Annotated in this window: 12 protein-coding genes; 4 read left to right on the plus strand and 8 right to left on the minus strand. The window is 63.0% G+C overall.

Features of this window, described 5'->3' with window-relative positions; all coding sequences use genetic code 11:
• Positions 1 to 14 precede the first annotated feature (14 nt).
• The 6 genes from rfaE2 to WDS16_RS02225 all read right to left on the minus strand — a co-directional run bounded on the left by rfaE2 (position 15) and on the right by WDS16_RS02225 (position 7,296).
• Positions 15 to 1,418: a D-glycero-beta-D-manno-heptose 1-phosphate adenylyltransferase gene (gene rfaE2, locus WDS16_RS02200; RefSeq protein ID WP_338890159.1), complete on the minus strand. Its 1,404-nt coding sequence runs from the start codon at positions 1,416 to 1,418 to the stop codon at positions 15 to 17.
• Positions 1,415 to 2,002, minus strand: a complete 588-nt coding sequence (locus WDS16_RS02205; RefSeq protein ID WP_338890160.1) for an SIS domain-containing protein — start codon at positions 2,000 to 2,002, stop codon at positions 1,415 to 1,417. The genes rfaE2 and WDS16_RS02205 overlap by 4 nt, the downstream gene beginning before the upstream one ends.
• Positions 1,999 to 3,087, minus strand: coding sequence for a glycosyltransferase family 9 protein (locus WDS16_RS02210; RefSeq protein ID WP_338890162.1), 1,089 nt, complete (start codon positions 3,085 to 3,087; stop codon positions 1,999 to 2,001). The genes WDS16_RS02205 and WDS16_RS02210 overlap by 4 nt, the downstream gene beginning before the upstream one ends.
• A complete protein-coding gene (locus tag WDS16_RS02215; protein ID WP_338890163.1) occupies positions 3,084 to 4,613 on the minus strand; it encodes an HAD-IIIA family hydrolase in 1,530 nt (509 codons plus the stop codon). Before WDS16_RS02215 ends, WDS16_RS02210 begins: the two co-directional genes overlap by 4 nt.
• Positions 4,610 to 6,235 carry a carbamoyltransferase family protein gene (locus tag WDS16_RS02220; RefSeq protein WP_338890164.1) on the minus strand — a complete coding sequence of 542 codons (1,626 nt, stop codon included), beginning with the start codon at positions 6,233 to 6,235 and terminating at the stop codon, positions 4,610 to 4,612. Before WDS16_RS02220 ends, WDS16_RS02215 begins: the two co-directional genes overlap by 4 nt.
• A gap of 89 nt (positions 6,236 to 6,324) precedes the next feature.
• Entirely contained in the window at positions 6,325 to 7,296 is a 972-nt protein-coding gene (locus WDS16_RS02225; protein WP_338890166.1) for an NAD-dependent epimerase/dehydratase family protein, read from the minus strand.
• Positions 7,297 to 7,390: 94 nt separating this feature from the next.
• Between WDS16_RS02225 and WDS16_RS02230 the strand changes: the two genes are divergently transcribed.
• Both WDS16_RS02230 and WDS16_RS02235 read left to right on the plus strand, forming a co-directional pair.
• A complete protein-coding gene (locus tag WDS16_RS02230; protein WP_338890167.1) occupies positions 7,391 to 8,269 on the plus strand; it encodes a glycosyltransferase family 2 protein in 879 nt (292 codons plus the stop codon).
• Entirely contained in the window at positions 8,266 to 9,189 is a 924-nt protein-coding gene (locus WDS16_RS02235; RefSeq protein WP_338890168.1) for a glycosyltransferase family 2 protein, read from the plus strand. The genes WDS16_RS02230 and WDS16_RS02235 overlap by 4 nt, the downstream gene beginning before the upstream one ends.
• 33 nt (positions 9,190 to 9,222) lie before the next feature.
• Here WDS16_RS02235 and WDS16_RS02240 read toward each other — a convergent pair whose 3' ends face one another.
• Positions 9,223 to 10,440 (minus strand): glycosyltransferase, encoded by a 1,218-nt coding sequence (locus WDS16_RS02240; protein WP_338890169.1) that lies wholly within the window; start codon positions 10,438 to 10,440, stop codon positions 9,223 to 9,225.
• A 25-nt stretch (positions 10,441 to 10,465) separates the two neighbouring features.
• On the minus strand, positions 10,466 to 11,407 hold the full coding sequence (locus tag WDS16_RS02245; RefSeq protein ID WP_338893228.1) for a glycosyltransferase: 942 nt from the start codon (positions 11,405 to 11,407) through the stop codon (positions 10,466 to 10,468).
• 205 nt (positions 11,408 to 11,612) lie between these two features.
• Here WDS16_RS02245 and WDS16_RS02250 point away from each other — a divergent pair, with 205 nt between their 5' ends.
• Positions 11,613 to 11,906, plus strand: a complete 294-nt coding sequence (locus tag WDS16_RS02250; protein ID WP_338890170.1) for a hypothetical protein — start codon at positions 11,613 to 11,615, stop codon at positions 11,904 to 11,906.
• Positions 11,907 to 11,913: 7 nt separating this feature from the next.
• The gene (locus WDS16_RS02255; RefSeq protein WP_338890172.1) at positions 11,914 to 12,315 is read left to right on the plus strand and encodes a hypothetical protein; all 402 of its coding nucleotides are present in this window, start codon (positions 11,914 to 11,916) and stop codon (positions 12,313 to 12,315) included.
• The last annotated feature ends 9 nt before the right edge of the window (positions 12,316 to 12,324 follow it).

Consider the following 12,324-nt stretch of genomic DNA (forward strand, 5'->3'; position numbering starts at 1 on the left):
CCAATCTCGGGCAGTTACAGGATCGACATTCGGGTGGCGTTGATGCCATCCACGATGCCGGTGGTCGAATATCCCTGCAAGGTGGGAAGAACGACGGTCTTGCCGCCGCCTGAGGACACGACGTCCGACTCCGGAATCGGTCGGTCGGTGTAGTCGCCTCCCTTGACCCACACGTCGGGACGAAGGCGTGCGAGTACTTGTTCGGGAGTGTCCTCGTCGAAGATCACTACGGCATCGACCGAACTGAGTTCCGACAGAACGCGGGCGCGGTCTGCTTGGGTGATCAGCGGTCTGCTCGGGCCTTTCGCGCGAGCCACCGAGTCGTCGGAATTGAGACACACGATCAGGACATCACCGAGCAGCCGCGCTTGACGAAGCAAGCTGACGTGCCCGCGATGGAGAAGATCGAAACACCCGCCGGTCGCGACGATTCGGCCGCCGGTCCGTCGGATATGCTCGGCCAACTCGAAACCGTCGCGGGTGACCTCTGGCTGTGCGGGGCGACTGTTCGACACGACAGGGCCCTCGCACGTCGAGATGGCTACTGCTCCGCCGTCGGCAACGAAGGAAGACGCAGCATCGACGGCTCGTCGAATGGCAGTGGCTACGTCCGTGCCTTCGAGCAGTGCTACGGATGCGGCGGCTGCGAAACAGTCGCCTGCGCCGCAGGTGTCGCCAGTCGGCGAGACGGTCCCGGAGTATTCAGGAGCAACGTGGGTCGTGGCGCCCGCTGCTGTGGTGAGCACCGCGCCGCGCACGCCGACAGTGATGGCCGCAGCCAATGCGCCCCACCTGGTGCACAATTCGTCACCGCGATCGTCTGGACGCACTACGTTGCCGACCTCGCGATCAGCTTCGTCCGAGTTGGGGGTCACGACGGTCGTACCGGCTATCGGAGCGGAGCCGCGGGGGTGCGGATCCCACACCAGCGGTACATCCGGCCGTCGTGCGGACAGGGCGGTTCGTACCGCCTTTGATCCCGCTACTCCGCGGCCGTAGTCCGACACCAAAATCGATCCTGCAGAGTCGATTGCCTCGATCGCCCGCGACGGCAGCGGTCCGTCGACGAAGTGCCCACCCCCTGAATCTAGGCGCACTACAGGATGGCCTGACGCTTGAACCCTTGTTTTACAGGCGGTCTCGCCCTGGTATGGCAGGTCGATGACGTCGACGTGGGCATCGAGTAGAGCTCGCAGCCGGATTCCGGGATCGTCGTGTCCCAATGCGGTGATCAGCACCGTGGGATGGCCGCTGCGCGCCGCCAGGAGAGCAGCCAGCCCAGCGCCTCCTGGACGTTGCCACTGACGAGCTATGTCCACCACAGGTACGGGCGCCTCAGGACTGAGCCGAGTCGCGGTTCCGTCGATGTCCACGTCGAGCAGTGCATCGCCGACGACGACGAGCAGCGGCCGGGTCACAGCCGCACTCCGAGAGCTCGGTCGAGTGAGATGCACAGTCCGTGTACCAGTGCTAGATGTATCTCTTGAACGGTAGCGGTCGTTGGTGCCTCGACTGCAATCGCCGAATCAGAGGTTTCCGCAAGCGGATTGGGTGCCGGGCCGGTCAAGCTCCAGCTCACCACTCCTATTTCTTGCGCAGCCTTGGCTGCCGCCAGAACATTCCGACTGGTTCCGCTGGTGGACAGCAGTACCAGGACGTCTCCGGCACGTCCGTGGGCTCGAACCTGGCGGGCGAACATCTCTTCTTCGCCGTAGTCGTTGACTATCGCAGTACCGGCCGAGGTGTCGGCATGTAATGCGATGGCGGACAGAGGGTGCCGATCGTGGCGGAAGCGTCCGACCAGTTCCCCTGTCAGATGTTGCGCCTCGGCGGCGCTGCCACCGTTTCCGCATGCGAGCAATCGGCCGCCTCGATCGAATACGTCCGCGAGGTGACGGCCCCACCGGTCCAACGTCACCGCATGAATCTGTGCGTTGTCCGCGGCCGTCCGCAGCGCCGCGAAATGATCGTCGACGTCTGTTCTTCTCACCGTCTCGCTCATGCTGGTCCTCCCGCCATCGTCGTGGCAATCGGAATCTCCGACCGCGCGTAAGGTTCACACCCGCGCCGAGTCAGCCTTCGAACGGCGTCGACGACATCGTATGGCGAGATCGAAGACAGGCAGGGATGGCCGGGAAGTGGGCATTCTCGTGCTCGGGTGTCCCTGCACGGTGAGTCCTGTTCACCCAGAAGGATCATGGGCGTGCCATATGGTGCCCAACGCGCCGCTGGGACGACGGGCGCGAACAGCGAGACGGTCGGTACGCCGACGGCCGCTGCCAAGTGTGCCGGGCCGGTGTTGGGAACAACAACGGCCTGCGCGCGGGCGTACAACGACGCGAGTTCTGCCAACGACAACGTTCCGGCAAGATTCGTAGCGCGTCCGTCGGCGACGTACTCTGCCAAAGCACGCTCGTCCGCACCGCCTGTCACTATCACCGTAAATTCCTCTGCCACCAGAGATTCGACGATGGCACGGCTGTGTTCTGCTGTCGGCATCCTGGCTGACACAGCAGCACCGGGGTGATACACGACGAAGGGGTCGAGGCCTATCGCATCCACTGTGGGCAACGGATGGCGAACTGCAAGAGTCGATCCTGCATCGTCACGCGTGAAGCCTGCGGCCTCGGCGAGGGACAAAGCGCGCTCCGACTCCGGTAAGTCCTCGGGGACGGTGTGCCTCACGTCGAGGAGAGAGCCAGGGTAATCGACACTGATGGCTCCGATCCAGTGGACTCCGGCCATGCGCAGTAACAAGGCAAGAGGCAGTGGAGATTGGTGAAAAGACGTGAATATCAGTGCCGCATCGAACTGCTCGCCTTTGACATCGTCGATGAATTGGCGCACGGACTCGGGATCGAGCGCCTCGGGGGACAAACTCACCCACGGTGCGTCGAGAACGCGAACTCTGTCGACGCCGGGCAACAATTCGGCGGCGGCGACGCCACGCGGGCCGACAAGCGCGGTGACAGAAGCAGATGACCGGGCGACCGCACGTATCGCGGGGCCTGTGAGCAATACGTCGCCCATGCTGTCCAGTCGTGCAACCAGCACCTTGCCGCCCTTCGGAGCGGTCTTGGCGCTCATCGGACCCGTCCCCAGGCAACGTCGACTGCTTCGACGAGTGAGTAGGCGACGTCTGCCACTCGGCGGGCATTGGTTACCTCCTCCGGCAGCGTCCTGGCCGTCGGCACCAAAACCGCGCGCGCGCCGGCCGATACAGCCGCATCGACGTCCGCACCTACGTCGCCGATCATGAGGCACTGGGAAGGCGCGACGCCGAGTTCTGCTGCAGCATCCAAGATCATGCCGGGCAGGGGTTTGCGGCAGCGGCAGGAGTCGGCGGCGTCGTGTACACAGAACTGGAACGTGTCGAAGGGCCCGAGCAGTTCGCAGACGCGAGCGTTCACGGCTTTCAGTTGATCGAGATCGATCAACTTCTTCGCAACTCCGGACTGATTGCTTACCACGCCTACCCGTATACCCTGCGCACGAAGGGAATCGAGCACTTCCCGTGCTCCCTCGATCGGAACGACTGCATCGGGGTCACCCAAATAGGGAACGTCGACGATGAGTGTGTCGTCGCGATCGAACAGGACTGCAGCGATCTCCGTCGGCGCAGATCGCCGAATTGCGATCTCTCCGCAGACTCGGTGCGCCACGGCCACAGGAGGAATGAGAGTACTGGTGACGAGCATGGAGGATACTTCGCGCCGAGTGCGCGGCCCGGGAACGATACGACGGATGGCGAACTCTACGGTCGAGCCAAGCCACAGAAAAGCTGCCGCGGCAGCGGTACGCCGATGTCCGGTAGCGAATGCCAGAGCAGTCGTCAGCGCGGCTCCCGTCGCGAAGAGGTGTTGTGCCAGCCTGCCGGGCCCTTCGCCGACGAGCCGGCGCCAGCCGGGGCCGAACTTGTGTCGCATGAGCGCGTTGTCGCGGTTCCCCCGTTGAGCTCTCACACTCGCAAAGAATGATCCAGCGGCAGGCGGATGGTCGGTCACACGTGCACCGTGCACGATCGAGAAGCCAGAGTCGATTACTCGTGCGGCGAGATCGGAGTCCTCCCGATAGGCGCGGGGGAACCGCTCGTCGAATCCCCCGACGCGGAGCAGAACATCACGCCGATATGCCATGTCGGCGGTGATCCACTGCGCATGGGAGAGAGAGGCAGTGCGGCGTTCGTCGTCGGTGAGACGGCGAGAGGAGTCCACCGGAACACGGATGCGGCTCTGGGATGCCGCAACGGTCGGCGGAAGCCCACCCAAGTCGCGGGCCAGCCGCGCAGCCCAATCCGCTGGTAGGCGGACGTCGTCGTCGATGAACGCGACCCACTCCGACTCGCAGACGCGCCAACCGGCATTTCGCGCTGCTGCAGGTCCGCGGCCGCCGCTGTGTACGACGACGATCGGCGCACGTGACGGGGGTAGCTTCAGCGGGGTGTCGGGCGCCCGCCGATCGTCCACCACGACTATTGCGACGGGCGAGGGGCCGATCGAATCGACGATCGACAGCACGAGGGGGCCGAGGTTGTCTCGGCCGATGGTGGGAACGACGACGGAGTAATCCACGGCGGCATGGTGAACGGGGCGCTTCTCCGATGTGGTGCTCATGTGCGTGAAACCAGGAACGAGCCGATTGCCAGGGCATCGACGGGTGCGGAACCGAACAGCTCGAGTGCGTCGTGTGGACTGTCGACCATGGGCCGCCCGGCAGTGTTCAAGCTGGTGTTGACGACGACCGGCGTGCCGGTGAGGCGGTCGAACTCGGTCAACACAGAGGCCATCAGTGCATCGCGTTTCGGATCGATGGTTTGTATCCGGGCCGTTCCGTCGACGTGGGTGACTGCCCCGAGGCGCTCGCGCCACTGCGGGTCGACATCGTGCACGAACAGCATGTAGGGACTGGGTATGGGTCCTCGAGCAAAAATCTCCGAGGCGCGGGATTCGAGCACCATGGGGGCGACCGGGCGAAACTGTTCACGGCCTTTGATGTCGTTGAGACGCTCCACGTTCGACTTGTGACCGGGATGCGCGAGCAGAGACCGGTTGCCCAGTGCGCGTGGACCGAACTCGGATCGGCCCTGAAACCAGCCGATAACCCCGTTCTCGGCCAGTATGCGGGCTGCCTCGGTGCCGATGTCTGCAGGCTTGGTGTATCGCACGCGCGCAGTGCGCAGGATGGCCTCGATGTCGTCGTCGGACCACGATCGACCCAGCGCGGCGCCGGTCATCGGCATGATCTCGTCGCCCGCTTCTGCAGCGAGGGTCAGTGCTGCACCCAACGCCGTGCCCGAGTCGCCGGACGCGGGTTGTATCCATAAGCTCTCGAACGGCCCGTCGGAATGAACCCGGGTGTTGGCGACACAATTGAGTGCAGTGCCGCCCGCGAGCGTGAGGTGGCGGGCGGCGGTCTTGTTGGCCAGCCATGTGCACAGTTCGAGTAGCACCTCTTCCAGAACTGCCTGCACGCTGCACGCCAGATCTGCATGTTCTTGCTCGAAGCCTTCACCGCGAGCTCGCCTGGGTGCGAACCTGTTCCAGTCGAACCGATCGGTGCGGAACCCGCCGTCGCCGGTCGTGCGAACAAATTTTCGCAGCTCGTCGAGATAGCGGGGAGTGCCGTACGACGCTATGGCCATGACCTTGTATTCGTCACTCGACCGCGCGAAACCGAGATGCTCGGTCAGCTCCTCGTAGAGGAAGCCGAGTGAATGTGGAAGCTCCTGCATGGCAAGGATATCGAGCTTGCCGTGTCGGTACTCGCCTGCGAGCATGGATCCTCGCTCACCACGTCCGTCCAGCACCAGCACAGCTCCGTCGCCCCCGGGACTCGCGAGTCCTGCTGAGGCGGCATGCGCGATGTGGTGGCGTACGTATCGAAAGTTCGCGGGATCGTAGGACGAAAATGCTGCGCGAAGGAAGTACGGCGCTCGTCGCGCATATGTGGTGCGTAGGTATTCCCAGTTCTCGTCCAGGCCCGCCGATTCCGGATCGACGTAGTCAGGATCGTAGGAGTACGCGACCGCATCGATTTCGGAGATATCCAGGTCGCCTTGGCGCAGACACCACGCTATTGCCTCTTCGGGTAGTTCCCACGACGAGAACGGCACCGGCCGCTTGGCGTGCTTTCGCCTGCTGAATCGCTCTTCCTCTGCGGCTGCGACTGTGTGTCCATCGACGACGAGCGCTGCGGCCGAGTCATGAAAGACGGCGTTGATGCCGAGAACACGCATGATGCCTCCGATCTCGAACGGCCCGGGCGACTACCCGACTGGTGCGGTCTACCCGGCAAATTCTGGAAAAAACATGTACGGGAAATCCGTTATCCGACACTTGTTGGCGCTGGTGAGGTCGGGTGTGTGAACCAGTCGACAGTGCGCCGTAGGCCCGCGTCGATTCCGATGAGCGGTTCCCACCCGAGGCGTAGACGTGCCCTCGATATGTCAGGGCATCGCCGACGAGGATCGTCCTCCACCGCGTCGATGAAGTCGAGCTCGGCAGTGGATCCGGCGATTGCGGCTACGCGAACGGCCCATTCGGCAACGGATGCCTCCACCGGATTACCGATGTTGATCGGTCCGGGCTCATTCGAACGCGCCAGTGCAATCAGGCCGGCGACGGTATCGGAGACGAAGCAGATCGACCGAGTCTGTTGACCGGTCCCTGTCACCGTCAGCTTGTCGCCTGCGAGACTCTGGGCGATGAAAGTAGGGATCATGCGGCCGTCCTCGGCGCGCATACGGGGTCCGTATGTATTGAATATTCGTGCGATTGCGGTATTTACCGAGCGGCTGCGGCGATACGCCGACGTGAGAGCCTCGGCGTAACGTTTGGCTTCGTCGTAAACGCTGCGCGGGCCTACCGGATTGACATTGCCGAAGTACGTTTCGTGCTGAGGGTGAACCTGCGGGTCGCCGTAGACCTCGCTCGTCGAGGCCAACACGAACCGGGCGTTGTTCGCCGACGCGATCTCCAATGCACGTTCGGTACCGATCGAGCCCGCGCGGAGTGTTTCGATCGGAAGCCGGTGATAGTCGGCAGGTGACGCAGGCGATGCCAAGTGAAAAATCGCGTCGACCATGCCGATGTCCGGCAGCGGCTCCGTGATGTCGTGCTCGACAAGTTGGAAGCCCTTTACCTCCAGCAGCGACTGAATGTTCACGGCGTTGCCGGTCGAAAAGTTGTCGACGCAGATCACCGAGGTACCGGAGTCGAGTAACGACTCGCACAAATGCGATCCGATGAATCCTGAACCGCCTAGTACGAGCGCTCTGTGAATGTGTGATGTGGTCACCGGCGAGAGATTCCCGCGAAATGCGGGTGTAAACGCAGTGAACAAAGTTTGTGAAATTGTGATTGTCGGGAAGCTTGCCGGGTAGTGCTCATCAATGTCCGACGCCACCACCGTTGTCATCGTTACGCGTGATCGAGCAGAAGAATTGCTGACCACGCTTACTCATTTGGTCGCACTCGAGCCTCGTCCGCCGGTCGTCGTGGTGGACAATGCCTCGACGGACAACACTGCCGTCGTCGTGGACCGCATGGCGCGTGAGTACGGCGGGCTGACGTCGATCAGACTGGACCGGAACGGAGGCGGCGCGTCGAGGAACGTGGGTGTGGCGGCCGCGACGACTCCCTTCGTGGCCTTCAGCGACGACGATTCTTGGTGGGCGAACAACGCTCTGCAACGCGCTGCGCACGTGTTCTCGGAGTATCCACGTGTGGGCTTGATCGCGGCACGCACGCTCGTAGGCCACGACGAGCGGGAAGATCCGGTCAACGCAATGATGGAAAGTAGCCCGTTGGGCCGTGCGCCTGGTGCTCCGGGGCCGTCGGTGCTCGGGTTTCTGGCGTGTGGTTCGATCGTTCGGAAGTCCGCTTTCGATCAAGTCGGCGGGTTCTCGCCGTTGATCGGGTTTGCCGGGGAGGAAGAATCTTTGGCGATCGACCTCGCCGCGCACGGATGGGAATTGTGCTACGTCCGAGACATCGTAAGCCACCATCACCCGTCGCTTTCGCGGTCGTCGCCGTATCAGCGGCGCGTCGCCGCGATGCGAAATCGGCTGCTCACCAACTGGATAAGACGGCCGCTGTCGCGCGTCGGCAGTGAGAGCATCAGACTCGTTCGCTGCGCGGTGACCGATCCCGTGGCGCGCGCGGCACTTTACGGTGCGGTCAAACTACTGCCGGCGGCTGTACGAGCCAGGCAGACCATTCCGCGTGATATCGAACGAAAGCTTCGACTACTGCAGGGAGCACTGTCGTGACATCTCCATCACAACGCCCGCCGGCAGGCGACAACGACGTGACCGTTGTGATCATCACTCACAATCGTTGCGACGAATTGCGTCGGACGCTGACACACATGACCCAGCTACCCGACGCCGCGCCGATCATCGTTGCTGACAACGGGTCCGGTGACGGAACGGCCGACATGGTTCGGATGACGTTTCCGTCGGTGACGCTTCTGGAATTCGACGCAAACCTTGGGGCGATCGGACGTAATCGCGCGATGGAGCTCGTGAATACCGAGTACGTCGCGTTCTGCGATGACGACACCCGTTGGCAACCGGGTGCTCTGACGATCGGAGCCACAGTATTGTCGGACTATCCGTCCATCGGATCAGTGACCGGAAAGTGCATGGTCGCTCCGTCCTTGGTCGAAGACCCCATCACGCCCGAATTTCGTGACTCACCGATCGCGCGGCCGACGTGGCTACCGGGACCTGCACTCCTCGGTGTGATGGCGGGCCTGTCGATGTTTCGGGTCGCAGCATTCCGCCAGGTCGGCGGGTTCTGCGAGAAGATGTGGCTCGGTGGAGAGGAGGAACTTCTCGCACTGGACCTCGCCTCAGCCGGATGGTGGATGGTGTGGGAAGAATCCATGGTCATTCACCATGAGCCGTCGGTGAGCAGGCAGGCGACCCGTCGCAGACAGCTCGGAATTCGAAATACGCTGTGGACACTGTGGCTACGCAGACCTGTGCGAAGTGCAGTGCGTCGCTCCCACGCTGTCCTCGCTTCCGCGCCCCGCGACATGAAGACAGTGTCCGCTGTCGTCGAAGCCGCTCGGTCAGCACCGTGGGTTCTCCGTCATCGGCAGGTGGTCCCACCTCACGTGGAGGAAGGACTGGTACTGCTCGAAGCGCCTCAGTCGACGTCGAAGGCGAGACGGTACGTCGGTTGACCGCTGAGTCGATCGCCGATCGGAAAGCGGCAGTCAGCGGGTCCCTGCGACGCTGGAGTCCGTCGCGGTGCGATCGATGCGCGAGTAGGCTCGGACCGTGTCCTTGGCGATCCGGTCCCAGGAGTACCTGAGCGACCGTTCGAGTGCATTGATGCTGTAGGTTTTTCGTAGCTGATCGTCACGCGAAATTCGGTTCACGGCACTCGCTATTTTGCTTGAATCCCGTGGCGGTACAAGTGCTCCCGTGCGGCCGTCGACGACGGTGTCCAGGAGGCCACCGACCGCCGAAGCGACTACGGGTATTCCGCACGCCATCGCCTCGAGCGGCACGATGCCGAACGGCTCGTACCAAGGGGCGCACACGACGACGTCGGCCGACCTCAACAGCGCGGGCATGTCGGCTCGCGAAACCTGACCGATCATGCGCACACGGTCCCGGACACCGAGCCGTCGAGCCGTACTGCTCAGTCGCTCGACTTCGGGGTCGGAATCGAAGTTGCCCGCTTGGGGCCCGCCGACCAGTACCAGTTCGACGTCCGGCATATCCGGCAATGCCTCGATGACCGTCGCAAAGCCCTTCCGCCGCACCATACGTCCGACTGTCACAACTCGACACCTACCTTCGGTTGATCGCGCGAAGGCCGGGCCGCTCGCCGTGAAGGTGTCGAGGTCGACTCCGCATGGAACAACCGAGATTCGCGAAGGCTCTACGCCCATCCGAGTCAGTTCGAATGCTTCGTCCGAGCATGTTGCCACCACACGCGCAGCGCCGCAGGCCAAGTCGCGTTCGATCTCGATCCGATCCGGGGGGCTCGTGTCGGCGGATCCCTGGTGTCGCCTCTTGACTTCGCCCAAAGCATGAAAAGTGATGACGTAGGGCAGCCCCACTGCTCTGGCTGCCGACCGAGAGGCCAACCCGGACATCCAGAAATGGGCATGCACTACATCTGGGCGGTCCTCGCGCCACACCTGAGCGAGAACTTCTCGGAATTCGTCCATGTAGGGCAACAGATCGTCTTTGGGTATCGGCTCCGCCGGCCCAGCGGCGACACGAGTGACGCGGTAGCCTGCCTCGGTAGTCACCGTATCGGGCCCGTCGGCGTCATCGCGGCGGGTGTAGACGGTGATGCTGTGGCCGAGAGCGGCCAACGAACGGGCAAGCTCGGCCACGTGCACGTTCTGTCCCCCGGCATCGACGCCACCGAGCGCAGCGAGGGGGCTTGCGTGTTCCGAGACGAGTGCGATTTTCATCGAAGATCCTTCCGTTGCTGTTCGGTCACCGAATCACCTCGGCCAGGACGTTGTCCCAGTCCTGCAAGAACCGATGCAGTCCGTGGCGCTCGGCTGCGGTGGCACGTGACCTGATACCGGCTGCCACTGCTGCGTCCGGATCTGCTGTGAATCGTTCTATTGCGTCGGCCAGTACGTCGACATCGTTGGACAGCACGCCGGCATCGGGAGGCACAGTGGTCGGCGCCTCCGTGACCGCGAGCGCTACCACCGGCATTCCCATGTGCATGGCTTCGAGCAAGGACAGTCCCAGCGATGTCCATCGCGGCGTGTGAACGTAGACACGATGCGCGGCCACGGCATCGAGCACGTCGTCGCTGCGTAGGTCACCGCAGCCGTGTACGCGGGTCGAGCCGAGGGCTGAGCCTAAGCATTCTGTCCCCATGCCGTACACGTCGATCGGTACTTTCCTCGACAAGGGCGCGAGCAGGTCTGTTCCGGTAATTCTTCCGCGTCGGACCGGTTCGTTGATCATGGTTGCGGTGCGTGCCGATCGCCCCGTGTACCGGTACCCGGGATCTGGGATGCCGTGCCGCACGAGGTAGGTCGGCGCTCGCCCGTTGTCCCACATCAGTTGGTTGAACTCGGTGACGTGGACGATGGGTATGTCATCGCGGTCTGCCATTGGATGACGCGTATCTGCGGCGCTCGGCCTCGGCGTGTTGTGTTCGACGTAAACGGCCGGAACATCCACTCCAGGTTCACGTCCGGTCCAGGCGCGAAAAAGCTCGAGTTCCCGCGGACGCTGGAGTATCACCACGTCGATCTCGCGCTCGCACAGTCGGTCGAAAGGTACTTCACGCGCGGCCGGCCATGATCGCCCACACAACCCACGTCCCCACTCTCCCCTTTCGGGGACAGCGGGAATCGAATAGCGATGTTGCCCGGCAACGAAGGAGGTGGCCCACGACCCGTGCACGTGCCACATCACAATGTCGAGCACCTTGTGCTGTTCCGGCGTGTACAAGTTCGACTCGAACATTGCAGTCGAGTGCCCATGCCAAGTGTGAATAAACTGGTCGCCGCAAAATTTTTTCCGCGGTGCGGCTTGACGCACCCCGCTGTTTATCTCCGAAATTTGCGGTCATCCACCGTTCGGTAGGAGCTCTCCGGATTGCACACGAGGACAAGCCATGACTACGACTACGTACGATGCCGGTAATCGACGAACCGAGGACGATGACCTTCTCGTCGCCGGCGAGGAACGCGCGGTGATCGAGTTTGCACTTCGCTGGGTCAATTCCGGTGGAGGGCCCGAAGCAGAGATTGCAGCGAGTTTCGAGACGAACGGACGAATGTTCTACCGCAGGGTCGTTGAAATCTTGGAACGTCGACCGAAAACCGAATACGCTGTGCTCGGTCTGAGCACGGTCATGGTCACGCGCATGACGGCGGTAGCCCGCCGGCGCATCTGGATCTCGAGCTGAGCCCGCGATGAGTGTCTTTCGGCGCCCACCGCACGAGTACGGGGGGTCCGCGCGCCCGCAGGTCGGACCGCTACTCTCCGACTCGAAAGCGAACCTGCACACCGCTGCTGACTGTTTACTCAGACGCGACGCCCCGGACGACCCAGCGCTCGATTACGTGGCTCTCGGTCTCTTGGTCCAGGACGTACGAGCGTTGGCTCGAGTGGGGGACGCGTTGGCTCGTCGATACCTCGCGAGTCTGTCGTCCGGTCGGCTGACTGTTGTCGACGGGCCCTTCGTCGGTGAGGAGCACGTCGCGGTAGCGACCGCCGTAGCAGCACTTCTGCGCGCAATCGATAGCTGCACCGATGTCGAGCGCGCACTGACCAATGCCCAGATCTGCACATCCGGTTTGGCGATTCGCCGATGACGCCGACAA

Source organism: Rhodococcus sovatensis (assembly GCF_037327425.1).
Lineage (GTDB): Bacteria > Actinomycetota > Actinomycetes > Mycobacteriales > Mycobacteriaceae > Rhodococcoides > Rhodococcoides sovatense.

Excerpts from the sequence above, each read along its gene's own strand:
- WDS16_RS02245 (WP_338893228.1), bottom strand. The coding sequence starts at position 11,407 with ATGTGGCACGTGCACGGGTCGTGGGCCACCTCCTTCGTTGCCGGGCAA.
- WDS16_RS02210 (WP_338890162.1), bottom strand. The coding sequence starts at position 3,087 with ATGAGCGCCAAGACCGCTCCGAAGGGCGGCAAGGTGCTGGTTGCACGA.
- WDS16_RS02220 (WP_338890164.1), bottom strand. The coding sequence starts at position 6,235 with ATGCGTGTTCTCGGCATCAACGCCGTCTTTCATGACTCGGCCGCAGCG.
- WDS16_RS02205 (WP_338890160.1), bottom strand. The coding sequence starts at position 2,002 with ATGAGCGAGACGGTGAGAAGAACAGACGTCGACGATCATTTCGCGGCG.
- WDS16_RS02230 (WP_338890167.1), top strand. The coding sequence starts at position 7,391 with ATGTCCGACGCCACCACCGTTGTCATCGTTACGCGTGATCGAGCAGAA.
- WDS16_RS02240 (WP_338890169.1), bottom strand. The coding sequence starts at position 10,440 with ATGAAAATCGCACTCGTCTCGGAACACGCAAGCCCCCTCGCTGCGCTC.
- WDS16_RS02215 (WP_338890163.1), bottom strand. The coding sequence starts at position 4,613 with ATGAGCACCACATCGGAGAAGCGCCCCGTTCACCATGCCGCCGTGGAT.
- WDS16_RS02255 (WP_338890172.1), top strand. The coding sequence starts at position 11,914 with ATGAGTGTCTTTCGGCGCCCACCGCACGAGTACGGGGGGTCCGCGCGC.
- WDS16_RS02250 (WP_338890170.1), top strand. The coding sequence starts at position 11,613 with ATGACTACGACTACGTACGATGCCGGTAATCGACGAACCGAGGACGAT.